The following is a 26,601-nucleotide window of genomic DNA, read 5'->3' as shown; positions in this document are numbered from 1 at the left end:
GGCGGGGGTTTATTTTTCAATCCAAAATCTTCGTGCAAATCCTATTGAAAAATGTTATCATCTGTATATGAGGTATTGATAAAAATTCCCAACAATGGGGCAAAGCACGGAGGGTAATACATGCTGGAACAATCTTACTACGATGAAGCTGATAAGATTATTGCTGCATATGGGACAGAGCCAAGATTTCTGATCCCGATCATTCAGGATATTCAGAGCGAATATAAGTATCTTCCGCCGGAATTATTACGATATGTGGCGGACAAACTGAATATTACAGAGGCAAAAGCTTACAGCGTAGCAACATTCTATGAGAACTTTTCATTTGATGCAAAAGGAAAGTTCATTCTTAAGGTGTGCGATGGAACCGCATGCCATGTCAGAAAATCCATGGATATCTTAAATCAATTGTATAAAGAACTTGGATTGTCAAAAGAGAAACACACAACAGATGATATGATGTTCACATTAGAGACAGTATCCTGTCTTGGCGCATGCGGACTCGCACCGGTCATGACGGTAAACGATGTTGTTCATCCGGCTATGACACCGGAGAAAGTAACTGCATTGATAGCAGAATTGAAGGAGGGTGCGAATGAATAGAATAACAAATGTATCGGAGCTTGACGCAGCAGTAAAACAGGCAGAAGAGATGTTGCATGCGGATTCGCACAGGATCCTTGTCTGTGCAGGAACCGGATGTCTGGCGGGTGGCTCTCAGAAAATATACGACCGGTTCTGCGAGATGGCGAAGCAGTCGGAGGGCGTGAAGGTAGAATTTGTCCCGGAGGCGGAGGATACAGTTATAAAAGAATCCTGTCATGTCGGCGTGAAGAAAAGCGGCTGTCATGGTTTCTGCGAGATGGGGCCGCTTGTGCGAATCGAGCCATATAATTATATCTACATAAAAGTAAAGGAAGAAGACTGCGAGGAGATCTTCAACGAGACGATCCTGCACGGAAGACCGGTAGAACGTCTGATGTATCACAAGGATGGTATTGTCTACAGACAGCAGGAAGAAATTCCATTTTATAAGAAACAGACCAGACTGGTACTGAAAAACTGCGGACATATCGATGCAGAAAATATCAATGAATATCTTGCGGTCGGTGGATATCAGGCACTTCGTAAGGTGTTATTTACCATGGAGCCTTCGGAGGTTATTCAGGTCATCAGTGACTCCAATCTGCGTGGACGTGGAGGCGGTGGTTTCCCGACCGGATACAAATGGCAGCAGGTTGCCAGACAGGCGGAGAAGATCCGATATGTTGTCTGCAATGGTGATGAGGGAGATCCGGGTGCGTTCATGGATCGAAGCGTGATGGAAGGCGATCCGCATAAGATGTTAGAGGGGATGATCATTGCTGCATATGCGGTTGGTGCGCAGGAGGGATATGTCTATGTAAGAGCAGAATATCCGCTGGCAGTCAGCCGTTTGAAGACTGCGATCGCACAGGCAGAGGAAGCGGGATTTCTTGGTGAGAATATCTTAGGCTCCGGTTTCTCTTTCCATATACATATTAATCGTGGCGCGGGAGCATTTGTCTGCGGAGAAGGAAGTGCGCTCACGGCATCGATTGAGGGACAGCGCGGAATGCCGAGAACCAAGCCGCCAAGAACCGTAGAGCAGGGCTTATTTGCCAAGCCGACGGTTCTGAATAATGTAGAAACCTATGCAAATGTATCCATGATCATTTTAAATGGTGCGGACTGGTATAAGTCGATCGGACCGGAGAAAAGTCCGGGAACAAAGGCATTTGCATTGACCGGAAGTGTAAAGAATACGGGACTGATCGAGGTACCGATGGGAACGAAGCTGCGTGAGATCGTATATGATATCGGTGGTGGCTTAAAGGATGATATCCCATTAAAGGCGGTTCAGATCGGTGGACCATCCGGTGGCTGTCTGGTGACGGATGATCTGGAGGTCAGTCTGGATTTTGATTCATTAAAGAGTAAAGGAGCGATGATCGGTTCAGGTGGTCTGGTTGTTATGGATGAGAATACCTGTCTGGTTGAGGTAGCCCGTTTCTTTATGAACTTTACACAGAACGAGAGCTGCGGCAAATGCGTTCCATGCCGTGAAGGAACCAAGCGGATGCTTGAGATCCTGGAGCGGATCGTTGCCGGAAATGGTACGTTAGAGGATCTGGATCTGTTAGAGGAACTGGGACAGGCAATCACTGACACAGCCCTTTGTGGACTTGGTAAGAGCGCAGCCCTTCCGGTACTTAGTACGCTGAAGAATTTCCGTCAGGAATACATCGAGCATGTGGTTGACAAACGATGCAGAACCGGAAACTGTAAAGCACTGGTTCGCTATAAGATCGATCCGGAAGCATGTAAGGGCTGTTCCAAATGTGCGAGAAACTGTCCGGTTGGTGCGATCACAGGCGAGATCCGGAAACCATTTGTCATTGATACAGCCAAATGTATCAAGTGTGGTGCATGTATCGATAATTGTGCGTTCCATGCAGTATATACAGAGAATTAAGGAGGGAGACGAACATGGATTATATTACGATCAATTCAATCAAAGTGCCGATCGAGGGCGAGAAGAATGTTCTGTCTCTGATCCGAAAGGCAGGGATCGACATCCCGACATTCTGTTATCATTCAGAATTATCCATCTATGGCGCATGTCGTATGTGCGTGGTAGAAGATGACAGAGGAAAAATATTTGCAGCATGCTCCGAGACACCGAGAGCGGGCATGGTGATCTATACGAATACAAAGAAAGTGCAGCAGTACAGAAAGCTTATTATCGAGCTGTTGTTATCCTCTCATTGCAGAGACTGTACGACCTGTCAGAAGAATGGCATGTGTGCGCTCCAGTCACTTGCCTATAAGGTTGGTGTGCATGCGGTTCGTTTCCTGAATAATAAAAAAGAAGAAAAGATCGATATGAGTTCACCATCTATCGTCCGGGATCCAAATAAATGTATCCTGTGCGGTGATTGTGTGCGTACCTGCGATGAGATTCAGGGACTTGGTGTTATCGATTTTGCATTCCGTGGTTCGAAAATGAAGGTGCAGCCGGCATTTGACAAGCCGCTTGCAGAGACAGACTGTGTAGGATGCGGACAATGTGCAGTTGTCTGCCCGACCGCAGCGATCTCGATCCGTACCAATGTAACCGATATCTGGGATGCGATCGAAGATCCGTCTATCCGGGTGGTCGCACAGATCGCACCGGCAGTCCGCGTGGCAGCTGGAGATAACTTCGGTATACCAAAGGGCGAGAACTGTTTTGGCAAGCTGGTATCAGCACTTCGTATCATGGGCTTTGACATGGTATTTGACACAAGCTTTGGTGCCGATCTTACGGTTATGGAGGAATCCAAAGAATTTGCGGCGCGTCTTGCGTCGGATGAGAAGCTGCCATTATTTACATCCTGTTGTCCGGGCTGGGTCAAATATTGTGAAGAAAAATATCCGGAATTTGCAGATAATCTGTCAACCTGCCGTTCTCCACAAGGAATGTTCTCAGCAGTGATCAAGGATTATTTTGCGGAGAAAGATAAAGAAGATGGTAAGAGAACGATGGTTGTATCGATCATGCCTTGTACAGCAAAGAAGGGAGAGATCCTCCGACCGGATAATTTCACGGATGGCAGACAGGATACCGATTATGTCATCACAACGACAGAGGTTGTGCGGATGATCAAGCAGATGGGACTGCAGTTTACCGAACTGGAAAATGAATCCGCAGATGCACCATTTTCCGTGGCTTCCGGTGCAGGCAAGATCTTCGGAACGACAGGTGGTGTAACGGAAGCGGTGCTCCGTCGCCTTGCGGAGGACAAATCCTATAACACGATCCGTGAGATCAGTTATACAGGTGTCCGGGGATTTGAAGGAACGAAGGAAGCAACGATCGAGTTAGATGGCAGAGAAGTGAAGATCGCAGTTGTACATGGTCTTGCAAATGCAGGACGGTTGCTTGACCGTATCCGATCCGGCGAAGCAAGCTATGATTTCGTTGAGGTTATGGCGTGCAGACGAGGATGTATCATGGGTGGTGGTCAGCCATCCGGCGCAGGCCCAAGAACCAGACGGAGCCGTATGGAAGGTATGTACAATGCAGACGCAAGTTCCAATGTCCGTTTCTCCGAGGAAAACCCGGCAGTTCGCCAGTTGTACGATCATTTTCTTGCCGGAAAAGAACATCGTCTGCTGCACCGGAATCTGTAGAGTTGTATTAATTTGTTGTAACACATAGAATCTGTGATTTTTAACAATTGTCATTCACCATTTGGTGTGCTACACTTAATTCGTAAATTTTTTGCGAAAGGGATTGACAAAGGATGCAGAAAGGAAAAGGCTTAAGCACAGCACAGCACAGCACAGCACAGCACAGCACAGCACAGCACAGCACAGCACAGCACAGCACGCTTAAATAGCGCTTTTTTGCATACCATAAAATATAGAATTGCAGTTGAGAAGACCTGGAACAGGATAATGGAAGATTATCCTGTTTCGGGTCTTTTTTGCGCTTGTGTCAACCCAGAGTAAAAAGAAGAAATTGGAAGGAGAGACAATATGAGAAACAAAAAACAAATGAACAAATTGGCTTTGCAGACAAAATTAAAACGTCTGCTGATCGCCGGAGGACTGGCAGCATTAGTAGCAGTACCACTGTTATCGGGAAATGCAGGTATGCGGAAAGTTGATGCAGCACAGGGGGATGTGAAGATCAATTCAACGAATTTCCCGGATGAAGGATTTCGGAAATATATTTCTAAGAACATTGACCGAAACAAAGATGGTGTATTATCAAAAGCGGAGATTAAGAAAGTTACTGAAATAAAACTGGAGCATTATGATGAAACTGGAAATGAATATGTTTATAATGATCTGACCGGTATTGGTGTGTTTACAGAATTGAAAAGACTGGAATGTGAAAGCCAGAAATCTCTTTCCAAACTGGACCTGCACAAAAATACAAAACTGGAATTCGTAAATTGTGGTCATAACGGCATAAAAGAATTGAATGTATCCAAATTAACGAAATTAAAAGAACTGAGTTGTTATGATAATAAACTGACAAAGTTAGATGTCAGCAAAAATGTAAAACTGGAGATATTAACTTGTGACAGCAATAACTTAACTGGTCTGGATCTTCGTAAGAATACAAAATTGGTAGAGTTGTATTGCAGCAGTAATAAATTGACAAAACTCAATCTTACAAAAAATACAAAACTTCATGATCTGTGGTGTGATAGTAATAAACTGATAAAATTAGATGTCAGTAAAAATACGAAGTTGTCTAGAATTGTTTGCAGTAGTAATAAACTTACGAAGCTTGATGTTACCAAGAATCTTGATCTTGTAGACTTGTATTGCGATACCAATAAACTGACAAAATTGAATGTTGATAAAAACGAAAAACTTATAGGTTTGGTCTGTTCTGATAATAAGCTGGCTCAGTTGCATCTTACAAATAATAAACAGCTTGTAAAGCTGGAATGTGCAAAGAATCAGTTGACCCAGTTGGATACCAGTCATAATAATGCCTTAGTATGGGTAGTGTGTACAAATAACAGGTTAACGAAACTGGATTTTAGTGCAAGTCCTTTATGTAATTCTGTTGTTTGCAATGAGAATAAATTGACAGAAATTATCGTACCAAAGAATATGGAAAACGATAGAATTTACTATGATAAAAATTTGAAGGTATCCATAAAGAAGAAGACAAAACCAGTCAAAAATGGAACCTATTTTGTTGAGGATACTTATAATTATCCATATTGTACCTTCCGTGTTACAAGTACAAAGGCCGGAAACCGGACAGTATCTCTTGGAGCATGGACCAATGCAGGTGCTTTCGGCACAAAAGGCTGGAAAAGCTATATGAAAGGAGTAAAATATGGAAATCAGACTTATAAGCTGACGTCCATTGATTCCGGAGCATTTGCAGGTGGAACATTCTCTGAATATGATGGAAATAATAATATTGTGATCGGAGGAAGTATTAAAACAATTGGTTCCAAGGCATTTGCAGGAACAAAAGTTTTAAAGACGATCACCCTTGGAACATCAGTTGAGAAAATTGGATCATATGCTTTTGCTAACAGCAGGGATTTAAAGGTTTTAAAGATCAAAACAACCAAGCTGACATCCAAAACGTTGAGCAAGAAAACCTTTGCCGGTATCACTTCAAAGACTACGGTCAAAGTACCAAAGAGCAAGCTTAGCGCATATAAGAAGCTTTTCCGTAAGTGCGGACTGAGCAAGAATGTAAAGGTTAAGGCAATCTAAAAAAGCCGGAAAGAGTAATATAATATATTTGTTGCAGAGGCAGCGGTTAAGTTATTATAAAATAAAAACAAGCAGGAAATCTTTTAAAGATTCCTGCTTGTTTTATAACTATATAATATTTTTTTATGCTGCTTCTTTCTTTGCGACTGTATTTGCATTTGCTTCCGGCATCAGCTTCTTGAATAATGGAACGATCTGTGCAGCGATAATAGCTTTTACAAGATCTAATGGAATAAATGCAACAAAGCCTGAAAGGAAAGCAACTTTCCAGGTTAAGTTTCCGTTGAACTTCCACCATAACATTCCGATGATATCAATGAGGGCTGCTGTTAAAATAGCAACGATCGTATAACGGATACGATTGTATTTCTTACCCTTTGTCAGACCTGCAAAGATAGTAACGATAATAAATGAGAATGTATATCCACCGAATACTCCTGTCAGATAACCGATACCGGAGCCGCCGCCGATAAATACCGGAACGCCGACTGCACCGAGGATCATCCATAAAGCAACGATGATCGTTGAGTCGCGAACTTCAAATACCAGTGCAATGAGCATGATCATAAAGTTCAGTAACGTAATGTGTGCTGCATTTGGGAGTGGAGTTGGGATACTTAAATATGCGGATACGCATAAGATTGCTGCAAATACAGCCATCATTGTAATCTCCACGGTTGTGAATTTGTTTTTCATGTGTGTGTTCTCCTTGTTGAATAAATAATATAGGTACAATGGATGCCATCCCTCGATTGGATGAGGTTAAGGGGGATTGACAAAAATATGAAGCGGATAGCAGGGCTAAGCTATCCGCTTCCCGATAACAAATTGAATGTCAACTATTAAATGGCACCCACTGGATAACATTATAGATGCCATGTCTTTGAATGTCAACCGCAAAATGCATTTATTGGTTGACATTTGGATAACTTTACTTAGGAATTGTCATTTACCTTTCAGTGTGCTACACTAAATTCGTAAATTTTACGCGAAAGGGATTGACAAAGGATGCAGAAAGGAAGAGGCTTAAGCACAGCACAGCACAGCACAGCACAGCACAGCACAGCACAGCACAGCACAGCACAGCACGCTTAAATAGCGCTTTTTTGTATGCGATAAATATAGAACGACAGTTAAAGACCTGGAACAGGATAATGGAAGATTATCCCGTTCCGGGTCTTTCTGCGTTTGTATCAACCCGGAGTAAAAAGAAGAAATTGGAAGGAGAGACAATATGAAAAACAAGAAACAAATGAACAAATTGGCATTGCAGACAAAATTAAAACGTCTGATGGTTGCCGGAGGTCTGGCAGCCTTGGTGGCAGTACCACTGTTATTTAGTAATGCAGGAATGAGGAAAGTTGATGCGGCTCAGGGGGATGTGAAGATCAATTCAACGAATTTCCCGGATAAAGGATTTCGGAAATATATTTCTGAGAATATCGACTTGAATAAGGATGGTGTATTGTCAAAAACAGAGATTAAGAGCGTAAAGACAATATATCTGGGTTCTGCGAGTGAAGTAGGTGGCTATATATGTAAAAATCTGACCGGTATCAATATATTTACAGAGTTACAGACGTTGGAGTGTAGCTGTAATAAACTGACGACGTTGGATGTCAGAAAAAATACGAAGTTAGTAAAATTAGGTTGCGACGTCAATAAACTAACGAAGCTAGATGTTAGCAAGAACTCCAAATTAGAATATTTGTCTTGTAGGGACAATAAATTGACGAAGCTGGATGTTAGCAGAAATTCCAAGTTAAAATATTTGGATTGTTATGACAATAAACTTACAGACTTGAATATAAGCAAAAATCAAAATTTAATAGTATTAAATTGTTCGTCTAATAAGCTTTCAAAATTAGATGTGACAAAAAATAAAAAATTAAGTTTATTAAAATGTAGAGATAATAAACTGACAAAGCTGGATGTTACCAAGAATACAAGACTGATTGAATTGGATTGTAGTCGCAATAATCTGAAACAACTGAATTTGAGATATAATGAATGGCTTTCTAACCTGTTGTGTTCATATAACAAACTGACAAGTTTGGATACCAGTTATAATAAGTCATTACGCAACGTGGATTGTTATCACAATAAATTAACAAAATTGGATTTTAGTGCAAGTCCTTTATGTGATCGTATTGATTGCAGTTCAAATAAACTAACAGAAGTTATTATAGCAGAGGGCGTAAAAAAAACTAGTGTTTATTATGATCAAGAGATAGATCGTTCAATAAAAATAAAAAGTAAGAAGACAAAACCGATGAAAACCGGCGAGTATATTACTTTATTTGATGATGGGAAATTTGATTATTATGTATTTCGCATCACTGGAAGCAAGAAAGGGAAAGAAACCGCAACATGTGTATATTATAAATTGGATATAATTGCACCTTATGGTGAGCCATCAAAAAAAGTTAAAAAAAGTTTTAAATTTGGAAATACAACATATAAGGTAACAGCAATCGGGGAAAATGCATTTAAGGAGTTGAACTCCTATTGTGAAGATGAAAATATTTGTAAATCCATTATAATTGGTAATTCTGTGAAAATAATTGGTTCCAAGGCATTTGCTGGTACAGAGGATTTAAAGTACATTATCCTTGATGAATCAGTTGAAGAAATTGGATCATATGCTTTTGCCAACAGCAAGGATTTAAAGGTTTTAAAGATCAAATCCACGAAGCTTACATCCAAAACGCTGAACAAGAATGCATTTGCCGGTATTACGTCAAAGACGACAGTCAAAGTACCAAAGAGCAAGCTTAGTACATATGAGAAGCTTTTCCGTAAATGCGGACTGAGCAAGAATGTAAAGATCAAGGCAATCTAAAAAGCCGGAAAGAGTAATATAATATACGCAAAATTATATAGCCTGCGTATCTGTATATTATGCAGAAATGCAGACTATATGAATACTGTAATTGAAACGATCTTCCAGAATATATTTGTTCCGGAGGATCGTTTTTTGTAATGACATAGAATGGTTAAGGATAATATTATTTGATAAAAAAAGAACTTCTTTCCGCTGGCGGTTTTTATATTGTAAAAATCAGTGTAATTATCTAAATGAGATATAATGATATTGAAAAGATTTTAAATTATTTGTATAGTTAAATGGTAAAAACTTTAGAATTTGTAGAGAAAGAATCGATGATTATGGCAATGTCTACAATTGATAAATATAAGGTATCTTTTGATACGGAGAATATAAATGTAAGAGATATGGTAATTGCAGGATTGGATCAGGTACAATCGAATAGTACGAAAGATTTTAATGAGGTATGTGATAGACTGGAGAAAAAATATACGAATGCAGCAATACACAATTAGGATGAGTAAACTGTCAGAACAAGATTTAGAAAGCGCTGGTGATTATATTGCTTATAAGTTGTTGAATCCTACTACTGCTGTAAATACGATGCAGGGAATAAGAAAAACAATTAACACATTACAACTTTTTCCTGAATGTCATGAGTTGGATGAAGATGTAGAATTAGCTGGATTAAGTGTTCGTAAGATATATTATAAGAGATATAAAATATTTTATATTATTGATCAATATAATAAAATTATTAATATAATCAGAATATTACATAAGTTGGAAAAAAGTAAAACATGGATATACCAGACTTTAACGAATGGAGAAGATAACAATCATGCTTAGAGTTGGCGTTACAGAACTGAATATTGGATTTGAGAATAGGGAAGAAGCAAAGAAATGCTGCCTTGAAGTTATGGAAGAAGCAAGTGCAAATGGAGTAGAGCTACTGGTATTTCCGGAGATGACACTGACAGGATTCACGATGCGGCCATGGTTGTATGCGGAAAGCTGGGATGCGGATAACATCCCGGACAGTGTTTCATTTTTTATGGAGAACAGCAGAAAATATAAGATGAAGATGGCATTTGGGTATATTCGTGCGGTTATGGCAGATAGCGACAAGATGGATGATGAAACGAAAGAACCGGTTTATGAGAACCGGCTGGTGCTTGTGGATGGAGAAAAAGTGGTACTTGATTATGCGAAGATCCATCCATTTTCATATAGCGGTGAGGATAAGGTATATCGGGCAGGAGAAAAGCTTGTACAGGCACAGGTAAAGGATATCCGGATAGGCGGATATATCTGCTATGACCTTCGTTTCCCGGAGATTTTCTCTGCAATGAGAGATCAGTATGAAGCTATCATGGTGATCGCAAACTGGCCGGAAACGAGGGCGGAACAATGGAAAACACTCTTGAAGGCAAGGGCGATCGAGAATCAGGCATATGTGATCGCAGTCAACCGGGTTGGAGATGGAGATGGGCTTCACTATATTCCGGGCTCTCATGTATATGACTGGCTTGGGCGGGATGTATCGATCCGGGTTAGTGAGAAGCTGCGTGTTGCAGATATTGATCCCGGGGCAGTCAGACATGCAAGAACAGAATTTCCACAGACAAATGACAGAAAGAATACATTTTATAAGATGCTTTATTAATGAAATGTGCTTATAGACAGTTGGATCGGCATGAAAAATACATGATATGTTTCATTTTTATTCGACTGGTTATAAGTACATTTCATTTTTTGAATAAAGATAAATTGAAAGTGATAAGATAATAGTATATAATAAATATGGATAATATATTATCAATTATAATAAAAATGACGGATATATAGATAAAATATTATCTATATAAATAATTTGCGGGGTAAAGATACATGAAACCTTTTGTATGGGAGACACCGGATGAATTAGATAAGAAATTGGCAGAAAGAGTTCGCAATATACGAAAGCGTAGATCGTTGTCACAGCAGCAGTTAGCGGAACAAAGTGGCGTAAGCTATGGATCAATCAAACGATTTGAGCAAACCGGACAGATCTCTCTGTTGGGATTGACGCGGATTGCGGTTGCACTGGATATAGCAGATGAGCTTCGGGAATTGTTTACACGGGTTCCGTACAAGGATATTCAGGAGGTTATGAATGAGACAAATAGAAGATAGGATGCTTCAGGTTTGCTATGAGGATCGTTTGGTGGGAACGATGGTGTTAACAGCAGACCGAAAAGCTGCTTTTGAATATAGTGATGAATGGCTGGAAGATGGATTTTCAATCAGCCCTTTTTCGCTGCCGCTGAAAAAGCAGGTATTTGTGCCGAAAAAAGATTATTTCGGCGGGCTGTTTGGAATATTTGCAGATAGTCTTCCAGATGCGTGGGGAAGATTATTATTAGATCGGCTGCTTAGGGCAAATCATATCAATCCGGATGAACAAGGTGTTTTAGAACGTCTTGCTATTGTGGGAGATTCCGGGATGGGGGCTTTGTGCTATCATCCACAGAGCGTTCTGGTGGCGGAGCAGGAAACGGATGATCTGGATGAATTAGCAGAAGCGTGCCATAGAATCATGAATACAGAATATTCGGATAAATTAGATGAATTATATGGGCTTGGTGGAACCAGCGGCGGAGCAAGGCCAAAGATCATGACGAGGATAGATGGGGAAGATTGGATCATAAAATTTCCAGCACATGTTGACAGGGCAGATATTGGACAAATGGAATATGATTATTCGGTCTGTGCAAAAAAATGTGGAATCGTTATGAGTGAGACAAGGTTGTTTCCATCGCAGCGACATGCAGGATACTTTGGAACCCGGAGATTTGATAGAAAAACGGATGGGAGCAAGGTTCATATGGCAACGGCGGCAGCGTTGTTAGAACTTGATTTTAATCAGCCAAGTCTGGACTACCATGACCTGATGAAATTAACAAGAATAATGACGCGAGATAATAAAATGGATGTTGAAAATATGTTTCGCAGAATGTGTTTTAATGTATTTGCACATAACAGGGATGATCATTCAAAGAATTTTTCGTTTGTATATGATACTGAATCAGAAACATGGAGATTGAGTCCGGCATATGATCTGACGTATAGCACAACCTATTATGGTGAGCATACAACATCTGTTGATGGAAATGGACAAGATCCGGGAGAAACGGAGCTTTTGACAGTAGGAGTGCAGGCAGGAATGAAGAAAAAACAATGTCAGGAGATTATAAACGAAATCAAACAACGGGTTGAGGAAGATCTGAAGGCTTATGCAACCTTCCAAACCACATAAAGCTTGTAAAATCCCGCATAATGGAGTAAAATGGAAAAAGCAATTAAGGAGGAAACTTTTATGGGTAAGGACGATTGCATTTTTTGCAAGATTGCAAATGGTGAGATACCATCAGCAACAGTTTATGAAGACAGCATATGTAGAGTAATACTTGATGTAAATCCTGCAAATAAAGGTCATGCTTTAATTATACCAAAAGAACATTATGATGATATATATAGCATGGACGCGGATACTGCTTCAAAGATCTTTACGATTGCGACAGAGGTTGCCAAGGCTCAGAAAGCGGAATTAAATCCTGACGGACTGAACATTATTCAGAACAATGGCGCTGCTGCAGGACAGACAGTATTCCATTTTCACATGCATCTTGTGCCAAGATTCATTAAGGATACGGTTACAGTTACATGGGTTCCGGGTCAGTCAGACAATGAGGAACTGGATCGGTTGTCAAAGGCACTTCGTAAGAGAATTTAAGGAAAACATGGATAAAAGGACAGAGACAGGGATAACTTCAAATCAGTTAAAGCTTCTGGCATGCATATTTATGTTATGTGACCATGTAGGACTTGTTCTAATGAATAATAACTGGATAATGCGGGCTGTAGGACGGCTCGCATTTCCTATATTCGCATTCCTGTTGGTAGAAGGGTACAGGCATACGTCGGATATCAGAAAATATTTTATCCGGCTCTTTTTGTTTGCGCTGATTTCGGAAGTTCCATTTGATCTGGCATCGACCGGACAGGTATTTGATCTGCAGAAGCAGAATATTTTCTTTACACTTGCGGCGGGGCTGGTTGTGCTTTATCTTGGAAAAGTAGCAAAATGGAATCAGATGGGCGCAGTCATCGGAATTGTTGTCATTATGGTAGTTTCAGAGGCTCTGCATTTTGATTATGGAATGGCGGGCATTCTTCTGATCGTATTAATTTATTATTCGACCAAGGATGACACGGCGGAACAAGTATTCAGAAATGCCGGTCTTGTGACCGGACATTATCCGTTTGGCTGGAAGCTGCGTCAGAATATGGGGTTTGCAATCGTATCGGCAGTGCTGTATTTCCTGTTTTACGGAATAAGGCAGCTCTATGCAGTTTTGGCAATCCTGCCGATCAGTCTGTACAACGGAGAGTATGGTCGGAAGAATAAAGTTCTTAAATATACATTTTATGTGTTCTATCCGGCACATTTGCTCATCTTATACCTGCTCAGCAAGGCGGTTTTATAGGATAGCTTTAATGAATTTTTGTCGCAAAACAGAAATTACCTATTGACTTATGGAAATATATCAGTTAGAGTATAGCTGTTTCAGAACTGCATTGCAGTTTGAATACAAATAAATATTTATAAATGCTCTTATTCAGAATGGTGGAGTCATAAGGGACTATGAAGCCATGGCAACCCCGGAACAGGTGAAAGAAAGACCTGTATGGAAGGTGCCTTCCTGAGCGAGTCTGTGATATGCAGACGTCGAACAATGAGAGGTTTGATTTTATCAATCCGCTCAGAGCGGATTTTTCTTTTGCATAAAACCAGGTGGGGATAACTTGTCTGAAAAAAGAAAAATCAAAAGCTATGTGAACGAATACGCATGGCAGTAACTATAGATAGTATTTATACAAGGAGGAAATGATGGAAAAATTATTATTCACATCAGAATCAGTAACAGAAGGTCATCCGGATAAAATCTGTGACCAGATTTCCGATGCAGTATTGGATGCATTGATGGAGCAGGATCCAATGAGCCGTGTTGCCTGCGAGACATCGATCACAACAGGTCTTGTACTTGTAATGGGTGAGATTACAACAAAAGCATATGTAGACATTCAGAAGATCGTTCGTGAGACGATCCGTGAGATTGGATACGACAGAGCAAAATACGGATTTGACTGTGATACCTGTGGTGTTATCACAGCAATTGATGAGCAGTCAGCAGATATTGCAATGGGTGTTGATAAGGCATTAGAAGCAAAAGAGCATCTGATGAGCGATGATGATATCGAAGCGATTGGCGCCGGAGATCAGGGTATGATGTTTGGATTTGCAACAAATGAAACACCGGAATATATGCCATATCCGATCGCACTTGCACATAAGCTTGCAAGAAAACTGACAGAAGTAAGAAAGAATGGAACACTTCCATATCTCAGACCAGACGGTAAGACTCAGGTAACAGTAGAGTATGATGAGAATGGAAAAGCAAAGAGACTCGATGCGGTAGTTCTCTCAACTCAGCATGGCGAGGAAGTATCACAGGAACAGATCCATGAAGATATCAAGAAGTATGTATTTGATACAGTTCTTCCTGCTGATATGGTAGATGAAGATACCAAGTTCTTTATCAATCCAACCGGAAGATTCGTTATTGGCGGACCAAATGGTGACAGTGGACTTACAGGACGTAAGATCATCGTAGACACTTATGGTGGATATGCCCGTCACGGCGGCGGTGCTTTCTCAGGAAAGGATTGTACAAAGGTTGACCGTTCCGCAGCGTATGCAGCAAGATATGTAGCAAAGAACATTGTAGCAGCAGGACTTGCTGATAAATGTGAGATCCAGTTGTCTTATGCGATCGGTGTTGCCAGACCTACATCTATCATGGTAGACACATTCGGAACAGGAAAGGTATCCGATGAGAAGCTGGTTGAGATCATCCGTGAGCATTTTGATCTTCGCCCAGCCGGAATCATCAAGATGCTTGACCTCAGAAGACCAATCTACAAGCAGACAGCAGCATATGGACACTTCGGAAGAACTGACCTCGACCTTCCATGGGAGAGACTCGACAAAGTTGATATGTTGAAGGCATATTTATAAGAGAAACAATTAAAAACCTGTCGGAAGTTTGCAGCTCTTGAATAAGGTTTATAATCACGTTTTTGCCGCATGAGATTGATTTAATATTATGACAAAGCGGTGGTATAAAAATAAGACCTACCAGAGTTTGTTATTTCTGAATAAGGTTTCATAATCCATAGTGTAGTCGACTGAGTTTCATTCAATTTTGTGCCATGTCGTCGCCGCAAAGGTTTTTATCGCGGCAGAGACATGTGCATATAAAATTGAGTGAAACAAAGGTAGGCAAACGTGATTAGAAACCTTAATCAGGAAATAACAACTTTTGGTAGGTCTTATTTTTCTTCTTTACTATCCGGTACATTCTGCTTGATCGGCTTAAACTGCAAGGAGCCGGTGTTTTTCTTTGGCTCTTCGTGATTCACGATCGCTTCTGCCATATTGAATACCTCTGACAGATCAGCCGTATTCATGGAAGAGTACTGAGCCGCCTTTTTGATGATTTTATCTGCCGGAGTTGCTTCTTTTTCTTCCTTTGCTTTTTTAGTTTCGCTGCTTAATCTGGTGGAAGTGACATCTTCAGCTTTTACGGATGGCTTAGCAGTAAGCTCTGTCATGCCATCTGTTACCGGAATGTCCGCAGGCTTTTGGTTGTTTGTATCATCGGCATTTTCTGCTGGTGTTTCGTCCAGAACAACAGCAGCGGCTATCGTATCCTCTGACTTTGTATCATTTGCAGAAACAGTATCATCCGAAGTATTATCAGTATCGATACCTGTATCATTGCCTGTGTTGTGATCTGTGTTGTCTGGTGTATCATCGGCAGCATTATTGCTGGTATTGTCGGTACCGTTTTCGGCATCGCCGCTTGTATTGTTATCAGGACCATTGCCTGCGTTGCCAGCGGTATCGTTATCGGAATCATTGCCTGCATTGTCGTCGGTATCGTTATCGGAACCGTTGCTTGCAGCACCATCAGGATCATCGTCAGGATCATCGTCAGGAAGTCCCTGCTTGATCACCCGGATCAGCATAATTCCGAGGATAATGATCAGGAAGAACATAACTACGATCACGATGATACATATAGTGATAACCTTGTCCTTGTGCTGATCAAAGAAAGAGCCATTGTTGGCATCTGTCGCAGAAGCAGTCGTGACTGCTTCTGTTGGAACTGCTGAAGCGACAAATCGGGTAAATGTTTTCTCAACGGTATCATAGTAGAACCATCCAGGTTCACCGTCCGGACTCATGGCATATACTACGAGGATCGTATCATCTTCATATTTGTGATAGGCGGTTACGGAATTTTTGTTAAACTTATAGGTGAAAGCTGTGTAACCCGACGGCACTGTAACGTCTTCGCCGGCTGTCAGAATGATAAAGCTTTTGTAAGCAGATGCAACATTGATAAATGGAACCGCAGATTTTGCAGTAGTATCAATGATATACCATGCTCCGTTTTTGCTGTCCTTATCTGTCAGATAAGCACATTTAACCAGTCCGTTTGGAGACTGATAGAGAATGATTTCGGTATCATTATATTTCTCTTTTATTTCGGCAAATCCTTCTGGAATAGTAAGCTTGCTGTAATCTTCTGTAAAATAATAATCTTTTCCATCAATCTGGATGATCGCTCTTGTATCTACCAGTTCTTCCACATTAACCGCAATGTCGTAGATATGATTATCGCCGGTTTCAGCAGTAACCTTGATAGAGATATGAGAGGTCTTTCCCGGTTCAAAATCTTCATTTCCGGTAATGGAAACGGATGATTTGCTGTCTTCCGGGATCGCATTGATCGCAAGGCTTGTGGTATCTCCGGGAACGGTTGTCTCATAAGTATATGTATCTTTTGCAAATTCAGGCTTTAATTCACCTGGTGTGATCTGGATCGAAGACAGATAACAGTTATCAGACATTTCCTCTGTGGTATCTTCCGTTGTGTCCTCGGAAGAAGTGTCTGTCGTATCTTCTGTTGTAGATTCGGAAGAATTTGTTTCTGTTGTAGCCGGGGTGTCTGTTGTATTTGGTTCGCTGGTCGTTGCTTCTGTTGTACTGTTGCCGCCAGCGGCTGTTATTGTGATCGTAGCACCTGCATCTGATGCTCCGGCATGTTCTTCGCCCCATGTATAGACATCGGAGCTTCCCGTACTGACATAGGCAGATCCTGTATTTATAGCAGAAAATGTAAAGCTGTTGGAAGCAGAAGTAATATTTCCATCGCCATATCCGGCACAGGATACGGTTCCACCTCCGCCATAGCCATCGCCGGACTGATATTCCAGTAAGGAGGAATCATAGGACAGACAATAGCTGTAAGCACCCAGTGCTTCAGAACAACTGATCGATACGGTTACTGTAACCGAACCACCCTTTTGAATGGATGAGGATGAAAGCGAGATCGAGAACTGGGTAGATGCTGCATAGGAGTGTATGCTGTTTCCATATACCAGACAGCTTAATCCCAGAACCAAGATCATACATAATGCTGCTAATTTTTTTCTTGTTTTCATTTTATATATCTCCTGTATTTTATCATCTATTCATTTACTGCTGCATGATCTGTGCTGCGCCCATCAGATATTTCTGGACTTTTAACAGATCGAGAGCAGATAACATACCACTTCGTTTGATATTTGCGGCTTTCAGGTATGGATCCTTTAAGGTAGAAGCACCGATAATATGCTTCTGTATCTTTAACAGATCCAGTGCATTGATAATTCCGTCACCATTTACATCACCGAAAATAATAACGGTATAGGTGCTGGTATTGCCCGAAACAGTTATTTTTACAATGTCACCGGTACCGATACGGTCAGATGTCTTTTCTTCACCGGATGAAGTTCTTACACTGACAGTTCCGTTTGTACATCCAAGATTGGAGACAAATGCAGATACGGTGGTTGATACTGCTACGCCGGTTATGATTCCGTCGGATACAGTATAGTTACCGTCAAATTCAGGATCTGAGCTGGAATTACCGGAAGATTTACCACGGACGATCGTTAATGTATAAGTACGTTTTGCGCCGCTTTGGGCTTTTACCGTAATTTTTACTGTATTCGTACCCTTTGACAGACTGACTTTTCCTGTTCCGGATACGGAAGCGTTTTTGTTGACCGGACTTGCAGAAATCGTAACAGAACTTGTTTTCTCTGATACGATCAGGGAATACTTGGTTGTTGTATTGACTGCAAATGTTGGTGTCAGGGAATAGTTATCAATACTCAGTGATTTGAGATAGTTGTTTGGATTGCCACTGTCTGCCGGTTTGCTGACCATGGTATCCGGCATATTTTTGTATACCGGGATACAGAATGTGATTGAATTGTTCAGTGTGCCTGCGCCACTGTAGGCATCGTATACCTTAGAGGCTTCAGAGGAAGCCGCCTGAACATTGGTCATATACTGATGGGAGTATAAGGCAGAGGTATTTGTGACATTGAATTTCTGTGTATACAAAGTATTCTGCTTCTGCAGAATGTAATTATTTCCAATGTATTGAGCGCCGCCATAGATGGATTTGTATACGGTGTTCCACGGTCTTCCGTAGGTAGAACCGGAGGATGCCCATTTAAGTGCATTTGTAACGGCGTTTCCGGTTACGCTGTCGAAACCGCCGATGTTATAGAAATTATAGATTCCCGGATATACGGAATGCTTTCCATTTGTGGCAGAACTGAGTGATGAGCCAACCTCCTGTTTGATTCGGGAGGCAATGTGGTATGGGCTGACACCGACTGCCTTTCCGGCTTTGATGATCAGTTCGGAATATGTACTGTTGGAACCGGATGGCTTGGATTTGTACATAAAGGTTCCGTTCAAAATGGATTCCACGCCGGATTTGGACTGAGAATCTTCATAAGAGAGATTCTCAAATGCAAATACGAACCGTTCATACAGATAAACACGGGGATCCAGATAATAGGAGACCAGTTTATCCGATGCGGCATACCAGCAGTTACCATCAAAGGATGCCCATGTATCGGTTTTGATGTTGTAACCGATCGTCGTGGAACGCCAGTTGTAGCGTGGATAACTGCTGGTTCCCTGAACCAGATTTTTGATCTGACCGGATTTGTTTCGTTCATTATCTACAAGATCATCCCAGTCGATTCCTGTCTGGACAGCTTTAAAAGTCCAGGATGGATGAGCCTCATGCAGTTCCCGGAGCTGTGCCTTATAGCTTTCCGGAAATCCCTGATCATTCATATAGGATTCAAAATCTTTGTCGGATTTTTTCCCTGAGGATTCTGTCGTTGCTGTTGTATTGTTTTTATCAGAAGAGTCTGTTTTGTCGATAGTGACATATGAAGCGGATACGTAGCCGGTATAGGTTGTCTTGTTATAAACAAGGGATACTTTATACCAGGAGCTGTTTGAGGTGTTCAGGATTGTAAGCTTGTGACCCCCATTTAACATAATGTTACTGCCGTGATCCGTTACAGGATTGCCGCCGGGGGCATCACGGAAATAAACATTCGTTACTCCATCTTTGATATGACCGGATTTTCCTGCGGCATCAGAAAGTCCGCTGTTCATGAAAAGACAGACCACAAGACAGCAGATAAGTGCTGCGATCGCCAGTATGGCGGATCGGTATGGTCTGTTACTTAGCCGTTTGTTATTCATATGATGCTCTCCTTTGTATATAAATGCACGATTCGATTTTTGTGATAAAAATATATAAGCCTAAAAAATACAATACTGATTTTAGTTTACCATAATCTCAGAAAAAACAAACCCCTTTTTCGTCAAAAAATTAGTGATTTCACAGAAAAAATTGGACGTGCGTACAATATAGAACATATAGGTTGAAATAGAAAATAGGACAGCGGGACAGGTCGAAAATATTTGATTATGAAAATGTGATTGCTGATTTGAAAATAAAAAGAGATGCTGACCGATATAGTGGAGCAGGCATCTCTTTTTTCATGTGTATATTTATCCGATTTTTAATTTAAATTTCTGAATATCTTTGTCAGTATCAACTTTTTCGATCTTTCCGCCCAGACCACGGATCTTTTCATCAAATTTCTCATATCCACGCTGGATATACTTAATATCTGATATAACGGAAAAATCATCTGCAACTAATGCAGCAATCACAAGAGCAGCACCGGCACGAAGATCCGGAGCAGCTACATTTGCACCAGAGAAGGATTCTACACCATCAATGATAGCGGTATTGCCTTCTACCCGGATGTGAGCGCCCATTCTGGCAAGCTCGGCAACATATTTGAACCGATTCTCAAATATGCTTTCTGTTACAATGCTGGTTCCGTTTGAAAGTGCCAGTGTGACAGCCATCTGCGGCTGCATATCCGTTGGAAAACCCGGATAAGGAAGTGTTTTGATATTGGTTGGTTTCAAACGTTTATCAGACATAACTCTTACAGAGTCATCATATTCAATTACATGAGCACCGATCTCATTTAACTTGGAAGTGATAGCTTCCAGATGTTTTGGAATTACATTCTTGATCAGTACATCACCCTTTGTTGCGGCAGCGGCTACCATGAAAGTTCCGGCTTCAATCTGATCCGGAATGATGGAATAAGTTGTGCCATGGAGTTCTTTAACACCACGGATACGGATCACATCGGTTCCTGCACCCTTGATATTAGCACCCATACTGTTTAAGAAGTTTGCAACATCAACGATATGCGGTTCTTTGGCTGCATTTTCAATTGTGGTCTTACCTGTTGCAAGAGCAGCCGCCATCATAATATTGATTGTTGCACCTACGGAGGTGACATCCATATAAATATGGTTTCCAATCAGCTCTTCTGCGTGTGTGGAGATAATACCGTTTGCAATATCAACCTGAGCACCAAGTGCTTCAAAGCCTTTGATGTGAAGGTCAATCGGTCTGGCACCAATATCACAGCCACCAGGTAATGCAACCTGAGAGTGCTTGTATTTTCCAAGTAATGCACCTAACAGATAGTAAGATGCACGAATCTTACGGATGAATTCATCATCTACGCACAGATCACTGTTTGGATTGATAGCGGCGCCACAGATGGATACGGTATGTTCGTCTATGTAGCGTACTGTCGCACCAATACCCTGGATTGCCTGAAGAAGGACACGGGTATCTCTTACATTTGGTACATTTTCTATTATAACTTCCTGATCGGTCATTACAGCAGCAGCAAGGATTCCGAGAGCTGCGTTCTTTGCACCTGCAATAGTTACCTCTCCTTCAAGAGGCTGACCGCCTTTGATCACATATTGTTCCATATTGCACCTCTAAATATTTATAAACATATTTAAAAAGTCCGGTTAAAATTTCTGTCGTTTTTCGATACTTTACCGCACAGATAACTTCTAGATTATAGCATATTTTTGCGAAAAGTAAATAGCAAGTAAAATTATTTATCTGCTTCGCAGTAAATACAACGATAAATCCGGTGTGCTCTGTCTGTAAGCTTAAAGATGTGCTGGATTCCCTGTTCGGTTGAGGTTATACAGCGCGGATTGGTACATTTCTTGATGCCTACCAGACGTTCCGGAAGCTCAATATTTTTCTTTTCCACCAGTTTTCCGTCACGGATAATATTAACGGAGATATCCGGATCGATATATCCAAGGACATCAAGGTTGATGTCGATATCCTGATCTATCTTTAAGATATCCTTTTTACCCATTTTCTGGCTTTTGACATTTTTGATAATTGCTACGGAGCAGTCCAGCTTGTCGAGATGCAGGTCATTATAGATCTGGAGTGCCTTGCCTGCAGCAATGTGATCAAGTACGATACCATTTTGAATACTGTCTATGTTCATCTGTTTGTACCTCCTATGCTAAACCAAGCAGTGTGGCAATTAATGCCATACGGACATATTTACCATTTAATACCTGACGGAAATAACATGCTCTTGGATCGTCATCCACTTCAACAGCAATCTCATTTACTCGTGGCAGCGGATGCAGGACACACATGTCCGGACGGGCAAGTGCCATCTTGCTGTTATCCAGTATGTAAGTATCCTTTAATCGGATGTAATCTGCTTCGTTGAAGAAACGTTCTTTCTGTACTCTTGTCATATAGAGGATATCCAGTTCTCCGATCACATCCTCCATAGATGAAACTTCCTTATAAGGTATATTATTCTTCTCGATCACTTCTGTGCGGATATAATCAGGAATTTTTAATTCATCCGGTGAAATAAGCACAAAACTGATATTTTCATAACGGGACATTGCTTTGATCAGAGAATGAACGGTACGTCCAAACATCAGATCTCCGCAGAAGCCGATCACAAGGTTGTCCAGCCTTCCTTTTTCACGTTTGATCGTTAAAAGATCAGCCAGTGTCTGTGTTGGGTGGTTATGTCCACCGTCACCTGCATTAATGATCGGTACATCAGATTTCATGGATGCAAGCATCGGAGCGCCTTCCTTGAAATGGCGCATAGCTATGATATCTGCATAACAGCTTACAACCTTTACTGTGTCACCAACGCTTTCACCCTTAGATGAGGATGATGAACTGGCAGAAGAAAAACCAAGTACATTACCACCTAATTCCATCATGGCGGCTTCAAAACTTAAACGAGTTCTTGTACTTGGTTCAAAAAATAAAGTAGCGAGCTTTTTGCCTTTGCATAACTCACTGTATTTTTCTTTATGATCAATAATATCCTGAGCAAGATTTAAAATGTGATCGAGCTCTTCCAAACTTAAATCCATTGGGTCTATCAGATGTTTCATGGCGGCCTCCTTACAAATTTGCTATCCCCGATTATAGCACCTGCCTGAATGCCATGCAACCGGTTTTTTCCGGTAAAATCATGGAATGTAAATAACCGCCGGGGGCATACTGTTATTCGCAAGACGTTTCCACTCGTATCCTCGTGCAGCGGTACATAAAGTTGCAAAGGACGCAACTTAAGTACCGGCCTCGGATAATGCTTGCGATATAACAGTATGCCCCAGGCGGTTATCAACATTCCATGGTTTTATGAATTTAAGAGTGTGTACATTACGGCCTTTTCAGCATGACGACGGTTTTCTGCCTCGTCTAGGATATGGTCGAGGTTCTTATCTACGACATCCTGAGAGATTTCGAAGCCGACATGCATTGGCATATCGTGGAATACGATCGCTTTGCTGTCTTTTGTGAAGTCGCCGTTTAACTGGTAAGGCATCATCTTTGCAAGGGTTTCTTCCTTTTGCTTCTGATAAGCAGGATTGTTGAAGAATTCCATATCTACCCATGTATCCGTGTAGAGGACATCCATCTTATTTGCATATTCCTTTGCTTCTTCCATGGACATGGCAGGATCAAGCTCGATATAATGACCGCTTTTCTTTGCTTCTTCATAGAAATCAGGACCACAGGCTGTCTCATTTACAAGTGGAGTCAGTCCGTATAACGTACCCTTCTTCATCTTGGAGAAGAATTCAACATGGGAGTTAAATACATTGTTCTTTGCACCGATGTACATCAGATTGACATCCAGAGTTCCAAACTTCTCAAGGATCGTGAGGGCATCTGCAAGGATCTGGCATGGATGGTAGGAATTATCACAGCCGTTGATAAATGGAACCGTAGCATTCTTGCCAAATAATTCAACAGTTTCATTTTTGATCAGACGTGCCATGATGATATCAACATTACGGCAGACATATTTGATCTCGGAAACAGGCTCGCCGAGTACAAAGTTGGAGTCCTTCCATAACTGGTTGTAGTAGGTACCACCTAACTCGGTAATGCCGGTTGCAAATGAAAGAAAGGTTCTGGTTGATGTCTTTTCAAATAAAGTATAAAGTTTCTTTCCTTTTAAGGATTCGCTGTACTTCTCCGGATTCTTCTTCATATCCAGAGCAAGGTTCAGGATATCCATCAGCTCATCTGCTGTGAATTCCTTGAAGTTTAACATGTTTTTCATAACTGACACCTCTTCTTTAAAATAGTATGTATTCGTCACTGCTTCGCATATATGCATAAATTATACAGAAAAATTGCATATATTCATATAACATAAAATAGAGAAGCAGGGCATATTTATAATATTGTTATTGAAATAATAACAGAAAAATAAATTGTATCACGATATGTATTTTTTTTCAATTTTTTTGTATTTATTTTGCAAACATGCAGGGCGATAACAGATAGATACTGGTACATTATGCATAAATATAGCAGAATAAGCAATATTTTGGTACAGACTTCGTTGACAGCAGTTTATAAATATTTTATACTTTTTGTTATATGAAATCAGAGATGCGGAAGGAGCATCGGCAAGGAGGAAAGTATGAAACAAAGAAGTATTGGTATGTGTATCTTATTGACGATCGTTACCTGTGGTATTTATGGACTTTACTGGTTTGTATGTATTACAGACGATACAAATGAGATGTCGGGTGAGAATGAACTGGCAGGTGGCGGAATGGCACTGTTGCTTACACTTGTTACCTGTGGTATTTATGGATGGTACTGGGCTTACAAGATGGGTGAAAAGGTCGATATCATCAAGAACAGAGGCGGTATGCCATCCAGCAATAGCGGTATCCTGTTTGTAGTTCTTCAGTTATTTGGACTTGGAATTATCGACTACGCACTGGCACAGGATGCGATTAATAAGTACAGCGGAACGAACGGATATGGCCAGCCATATAATGGTGGATATCAGAACCAGCAGTACGGCGGATACAACCAGAATCAGCAGCCATATAACGGCGGATACAACCAGAATCAGCAGTATGGTGGATATGATCAGAGCCAGCAGTATGGTGGTTACAACCAGAGCGGCAATAATCCATACAGCAATGGAAATGATAATAACAACCCATATAACGGACAGTAAGAAACATATATGGAAGAAAAGAAAAATCGTGTCCGAAAGATTATATATCGGGATAGCATTATTCTTTTAGCAGGAATCCTGTATGCGGTATTTGTCAGACTGACCGGTCTGGCAGTACCCTGCATATTCCGGGCACTGACCGGATGGCAGTGCCCCGGTTGTGGGATAACCAGAGCATGCCTGTCTTTAATAAAAGGAGAGATACGGACATCCTTTTCCTATAATCCGTTTTTGTACATTGCAGGACCATGTATCATATATCTGATAGTCAGGGGAGATTTGAACTATATAAAAGGAGACGCATATCGGCTGGGTACAGCGGACACGGTTTTAATCTATATACTGATCATGGCGGCGCTGATATTCGGCGTTGTGAGAAATTTATAAAAAAATTTATAAAATACCATCTTTTATTTGACAGAACATAGCATTATAAAAGTTTTAGTGTAAGATTTTGTTGAATGAAAGATGGTATTTTTATACGGCTTTTTCTTTATTTGCAAGGATGATGCCGGCACAGACAAGAACAAGTGCGACCAGACAGCGGATGTTTAAGGCAGATGTTTCATGCAGAAGCAGAGCTGATAACAGTACGCCAAAGACCGGATTCGAGAAGCCGTAGACGGCGATCCGGGATACCGGGTTGTGCGCTAACAGCAGACTCCATAATGTATAGGCGCAGGCCGAGATGAACGCCATATAGAGCAGAAGCAGGACAGCAGGAGCGGAGTCTCCCGCGATATGTCCGCCTCCAGCAAGTCCGCAAAGGATCATCACGAAGCCGCCGACAAAGAACTGCCAGCCGCTGAGCAGAACCGGATTCTCCTTATCGGAAAAATATTTGATGATAACTGAAGAGAAAGCATAAGCCACTGTTGATAACAGGATGAAGCCTTCTCCGGTGAGAGTGAAATGCGCGTCTACACCATTTCCCAGATTGATGATAACAACTCCGATAAATCCAATCAGACATCCAAGCATCTTTTTGGATGTAACCTTTTCCATTTTAAATAACAGACCCGATACAAGAATCGCCAGAAAGACGTTTGTCGCTTCAATGATCGCTGCCTTGCTTCCGGTCGTATTTGCTAAACCGATGTAAAAGAAGACGTATTGTAGGATAGTCTGGAACAATGACAGGATAAAGATACGTTTGACCGTTGTCCCGTTATGTGGGATCAAAGGCTTTTTATATATGAAGCTGCAGATAAGGATAACCATAAGTCCGGCGAGCAGAAAACGGATGCCGGCGAACAGGATCTGGGATGCGGTATCATTTCCGCCGATTGAAAACATCTGGTAGCCGATCTTGATGCAGGGAAAGGCGCTTCCCCATAAGGCACAGCAGATGAGTGCAAGTGTGATAACAACAGGTGTTTTCGTTAAAAAATTTTTCATGACAGAATAACCTCAATAATAAAAGTATAATTTTAAACAGTAACGGATGACGGCAGATTCACAGATGTGTCGTGCGGTATTACATGATCGAACTGTTCGGACATACTATAGCATAAAAGAAATCCGAAAAAAAAGACATAATTTTATTTAGAGATGAAGGTTGCAAAAACTGTATAAAAACAAATGGAATCTGT

The 26,601-nt window shown here is 41.1% G+C and carries 23 protein-coding genes and 1 riboswitch; of the genes, 15 read left to right on the top strand and 8 right to left on the bottom strand.

Features of this window, described 5'->3' with window-relative positions; translation table 11 throughout:
• Positions 1-120: 120 nt before the first annotated feature.
• From OCV60_RS00425 to OCV60_RS00410, 4 genes are all read left to right on the top strand, one after another.
• Positions 121-603 (top strand): complex I 24 kDa subunit family protein, encoded by a 483-nt coding sequence (locus OCV60_RS00425; protein ID WP_118675518.1) that lies wholly within the window; start codon positions 121-123, stop codon positions 601-603.
• On the top strand, positions 596-2,494 hold the full coding sequence (locus OCV60_RS00420) for an NADH-quinone oxidoreductase subunit NuoF (RefSeq protein ID WP_117784674.1): 1,899 nt from the start codon (positions 596-598) through the stop codon (positions 2,492-2,494). The genes OCV60_RS00425 and OCV60_RS00420 overlap by 8 nt, the downstream gene beginning before the upstream one ends.
• A gap of 14 nt (positions 2,495-2,508) precedes the next feature.
• Entirely contained in the window at positions 2,509-4,194 is a 1,686-nt protein-coding gene (locus tag OCV60_RS00415; protein WP_262528945.1) for a [FeFe] hydrogenase, group A, read from the top strand.
• A gap of 348 nt (positions 4,195-4,542) precedes the next feature.
• Positions 4,543-6,261 carry a leucine-rich repeat protein gene (locus OCV60_RS00410; RefSeq protein ID WP_262528943.1) on the top strand — a complete coding sequence of 573 codons (1,719 nt, stop codon included), beginning with the start codon at positions 4,543-4,545 and terminating at the stop codon, positions 6,259-6,261.
• Positions 6,262-6,384: 123 nt separating this feature from the next.
• Here the strand turns inward: OCV60_RS00410 and OCV60_RS00405 are convergent, their stop codons facing one another.
• Positions 6,385-6,957 (bottom strand): biotin transporter BioY, encoded by a 573-nt coding sequence (locus OCV60_RS00405; RefSeq protein WP_117784677.1) that lies wholly within the window; start codon positions 6,955-6,957, stop codon positions 6,385-6,387.
• Between the two features lie 538 nt (positions 6,958-7,495).
• Between OCV60_RS00405 and OCV60_RS00400 the strand changes: the two genes are divergently transcribed.
• The 9 genes from OCV60_RS00400 to metK all read left to right on the top strand — a co-directional run bounded on the left by OCV60_RS00400 (position 7,496) and on the right by metK (position 15,209).
• Positions 7,496-9,103: a leucine-rich repeat protein gene (locus OCV60_RS00400; RefSeq protein WP_117784678.1), complete on the top strand. Its 1,608-nt coding sequence runs from the start codon at positions 7,496-7,498 to the stop codon at positions 9,101-9,103.
• Between the two features lie 320 nt (positions 9,104-9,423).
• Complete coding sequence (locus OCV60_RS00395) at positions 9,424-9,603, top strand: hypothetical protein (RefSeq protein WP_117784679.1); 180 nt, start codon at positions 9,424-9,426, stop codon at positions 9,601-9,603.
• Complete coding sequence (locus OCV60_RS00390; protein ID WP_117784680.1) at positions 9,584-9,937, top strand: type II toxin-antitoxin system RelE/ParE family toxin; 354 nt, start codon at positions 9,584-9,586, stop codon at positions 9,935-9,937. The genes OCV60_RS00395 and OCV60_RS00390 overlap by 20 nt, the downstream gene beginning before the upstream one ends.
• Entirely contained in the window at positions 9,912-10,754 is an 843-nt protein-coding gene (locus OCV60_RS00385) for a nitrilase-related carbon-nitrogen hydrolase (protein ID WP_262528938.1), read from the top strand. Before OCV60_RS00390 ends, OCV60_RS00385 begins: the two co-directional genes overlap by 26 nt.
• Before the next feature lie 224 nt (positions 10,755-10,978).
• Positions 10,979-11,263, top strand: a complete 285-nt coding sequence (locus tag OCV60_RS00380; RefSeq protein ID WP_117784682.1) for a helix-turn-helix domain-containing protein — start codon at positions 10,979-10,981, stop codon at positions 11,261-11,263.
• Positions 11,244-12,386, top strand: a complete 1,143-nt coding sequence (locus tag OCV60_RS00375) for a type II toxin-antitoxin system HipA family toxin (protein ID WP_173789206.1) — start codon at positions 11,244-11,246, stop codon at positions 12,384-12,386. Before OCV60_RS00380 ends, OCV60_RS00375 begins: the two co-directional genes overlap by 20 nt.
• 60 nt (positions 12,387-12,446) lie before the next feature.
• A complete protein-coding gene (locus tag OCV60_RS00370; protein ID WP_021944027.1) occupies positions 12,447-12,863 on the top strand; it encodes an HIT family protein in 417 nt (138 codons plus the stop codon).
• Positions 12,864-12,870: 7 nt separating this feature from the next.
• Entirely contained in the window at positions 12,871-13,617 is a 747-nt protein-coding gene (locus tag OCV60_RS00365; protein ID WP_117784684.1) for a TraX family protein, read from the top strand.
• Positions 13,618-13,742: 125 nt separating this feature from the next.
• A riboswitch (SAM riboswitch) is annotated at positions 13,743-13,873 on the top strand.
• Between the two features lie 148 nt (positions 13,874-14,021).
• A complete protein-coding gene (gene metK / locus OCV60_RS00360; protein WP_021944025.1) occupies positions 14,022-15,209 on the top strand; it encodes a methionine adenosyltransferase in 1,188 nt (395 codons plus the stop codon).
• Positions 15,210-15,523: 314 nt separating this feature from the next.
• Here the strand turns inward: metK and OCV60_RS00355 are convergent, their stop codons facing one another.
• From OCV60_RS00355 to OCV60_RS00330, 6 genes are all read right to left on the bottom strand, one after another.
• Complete coding sequence (locus OCV60_RS00355) at positions 15,524-17,704, bottom strand: cadherin-like beta sandwich domain-containing protein (protein WP_262528932.1); 2,181 nt, start codon at positions 17,702-17,704, stop codon at positions 15,524-15,526.
• Between the two features lie 34 nt (positions 17,705-17,738).
• Positions 17,739-19,823, bottom strand: coding sequence for a dockerin type I domain-containing protein (locus tag OCV60_RS00350; RefSeq protein ID WP_262528930.1), 2,085 nt, complete (start codon positions 19,821-19,823; stop codon positions 17,739-17,741).
• 312 nt (positions 19,824-20,135) lie between these two features.
• A complete protein-coding gene (locus tag OCV60_RS00345) occupies positions 20,136-21,437 on the bottom strand; it encodes a UDP-N-acetylglucosamine 1-carboxyvinyltransferase (RefSeq protein ID WP_262528929.1) in 1,302 nt (433 codons plus the stop codon).
• Positions 21,438-21,568: 131 nt separating this feature from the next.
• Positions 21,569-21,982, bottom strand: a complete 414-nt coding sequence (locus tag OCV60_RS00340; RefSeq protein ID WP_008400467.1) for an aspartate carbamoyltransferase regulatory subunit — start codon at positions 21,980-21,982, stop codon at positions 21,569-21,571.
• Between the two features lie 13 nt (positions 21,983-21,995).
• On the bottom strand, positions 21,996-22,910 hold the full coding sequence (gene pyrB, locus OCV60_RS00335; RefSeq protein WP_021944021.1) for an aspartate carbamoyltransferase: 915 nt from the start codon (positions 22,908-22,910) through the stop codon (positions 21,996-21,998).
• Positions 22,911-23,158: 248 nt separating this feature from the next.
• The gene (locus tag OCV60_RS00330; RefSeq protein ID WP_021944020.1) at positions 23,159-24,091 is read right to left on the bottom strand and encodes an ornithine carbamoyltransferase; all 933 of its coding nucleotides are present in this window, start codon (positions 24,089-24,091) and stop codon (positions 23,159-23,161) included.
• A 366-nt stretch (positions 24,092-24,457) separates the two neighbouring features.
• On the opposite strand from OCV60_RS00330, the gene OCV60_RS00325 reads away from it, so the two are divergent.
• Both OCV60_RS00325 and OCV60_RS00320 read left to right on the top strand, forming a co-directional pair.
• Positions 24,458-25,009, top strand: a complete 552-nt coding sequence (locus tag OCV60_RS00325) for a DUF4234 domain-containing protein (protein ID WP_021944019.1) — start codon at positions 24,458-24,460, stop codon at positions 25,007-25,009.
• A 9-nt stretch (positions 25,010-25,018) separates the two neighbouring features.
• Positions 25,019-25,396, top strand: a complete 378-nt coding sequence (locus OCV60_RS00320; protein WP_021944018.1) for a DUF2752 domain-containing protein — start codon at positions 25,019-25,021, stop codon at positions 25,394-25,396.
• Between the two features lie 90 nt (positions 25,397-25,486).
• On the opposite strand, the gene OCV60_RS00315 is transcribed toward OCV60_RS00320, so the two are convergent.
• Entirely contained in the window at positions 25,487-26,407 is a 921-nt protein-coding gene (locus OCV60_RS00315; RefSeq protein WP_117784687.1) for a DMT family transporter, read from the bottom strand.
• Between the last annotated feature and the right edge of the window lie 194 nt (positions 26,408-26,601).

The sequence above is a fragment of the Coprococcus ammoniilyticus genome, from assembly GCF_025567345.1.
Classification (GTDB): domain Bacteria; phylum Bacillota; class Clostridia; order Lachnospirales; family Lachnospiraceae; genus Coprococcus; species Coprococcus ammoniilyticus.
Note: the sequence above shows the minus strand (reverse complement) of the source record. Positions and strands in the feature narration are given on the sequence as shown.

Coding starts and splice junctions, on each gene's coding strand:
- OCV60_RS00425 (WP_118675518.1), top strand. CDS start 121: ATGCTGGAACAATCTTACTACGATGAAGCTGATAAGATTATTGCTGCA.
- OCV60_RS00420 (WP_117784674.1), top strand. CDS start 596: ATGAATAGAATAACAAATGTATCGGAGCTTGACGCAGCAGTAAAACAG.
- OCV60_RS00415 (WP_262528945.1), top strand. CDS start 2,509: ATGGATTATATTACGATCAATTCAATCAAAGTGCCGATCGAGGGCGAG.
- OCV60_RS00410 (WP_262528943.1), top strand. CDS start 4,543: ATGAGAAACAAAAAACAAATGAACAAATTGGCTTTGCAGACAAAATTA.
- OCV60_RS00405 (WP_117784677.1), bottom strand. CDS start 6,957: ATGAAAAACAAATTCACAACCGTGGAGATTACAATGATGGCTGTATTT.
- OCV60_RS00400 (WP_117784678.1), top strand. CDS start 7,496: ATGAAAAACAAGAAACAAATGAACAAATTGGCATTGCAGACAAAATTA.
- OCV60_RS00395 (WP_117784679.1), top strand. CDS start 9,424: ATGATTATGGCAATGTCTACAATTGATAAATATAAGGTATCTTTTGAT.
- OCV60_RS00390 (WP_117784680.1), top strand. CDS start 9,584: ATGCAGCAATACACAATTAGGATGAGTAAACTGTCAGAACAAGATTTA.
- OCV60_RS00385 (WP_262528938.1), top strand. CDS start 9,912: ATGGAGAAGATAACAATCATGCTTAGAGTTGGCGTTACAGAACTGAAT.
- OCV60_RS00380 (WP_117784682.1), top strand. CDS start 10,979: ATGAAACCTTTTGTATGGGAGACACCGGATGAATTAGATAAGAAATTG.
- OCV60_RS00375 (WP_173789206.1), top strand. CDS start 11,244: ATGAGACAAATAGAAGATAGGATGCTTCAGGTTTGCTATGAGGATCGT.
- OCV60_RS00370 (WP_021944027.1), top strand. CDS start 12,447: ATGGGTAAGGACGATTGCATTTTTTGCAAGATTGCAAATGGTGAGATA.
- OCV60_RS00365 (WP_117784684.1), top strand. CDS start 12,871: ATGGATAAAAGGACAGAGACAGGGATAACTTCAAATCAGTTAAAGCTT.
- metK (WP_021944025.1), top strand. CDS start 14,022: ATGGAAAAATTATTATTCACATCAGAATCAGTAACAGAAGGTCATCCG.
- OCV60_RS00355 (WP_262528932.1), bottom strand. CDS start 17,704: ATGAAAACAAGAAAAAAATTAGCAGCATTATGTATGATCTTGGTTCTG.
- OCV60_RS00350 (WP_262528930.1), bottom strand. CDS start 19,823: ATGAATAACAAACGGCTAAGTAACAGACCATACCGATCCGCCATACTG.
- OCV60_RS00345 (WP_262528929.1), bottom strand. CDS start 21,437: ATGGAACAATATGTGATCAAAGGCGGTCAGCCTCTTGAAGGAGAGGTA.
- OCV60_RS00340 (WP_008400467.1), bottom strand. CDS start 21,982: ATGAACATAGACAGTATTCAAAATGGTATCGTACTTGATCACATTGCT.
- pyrB (WP_021944021.1), bottom strand. CDS start 22,910: ATGAAACATCTGATAGACCCAATGGATTTAAGTTTGGAAGAGCTCGAT.
- OCV60_RS00330 (WP_021944020.1), bottom strand. CDS start 24,091: ATGAAAAACATGTTAAACTTCAAGGAATTCACAGCAGATGAGCTGATG.
- OCV60_RS00325 (WP_021944019.1), top strand. CDS start 24,458: ATGAAACAAAGAAGTATTGGTATGTGTATCTTATTGACGATCGTTACC.
- OCV60_RS00320 (WP_021944018.1), top strand. CDS start 25,019: ATGGAAGAAAAGAAAAATCGTGTCCGAAAGATTATATATCGGGATAGC.
- OCV60_RS00315 (WP_117784687.1), bottom strand. CDS start 26,407: ATGAAAAATTTTTTAACGAAAACACCTGTTGTTATCACACTTGCACTC.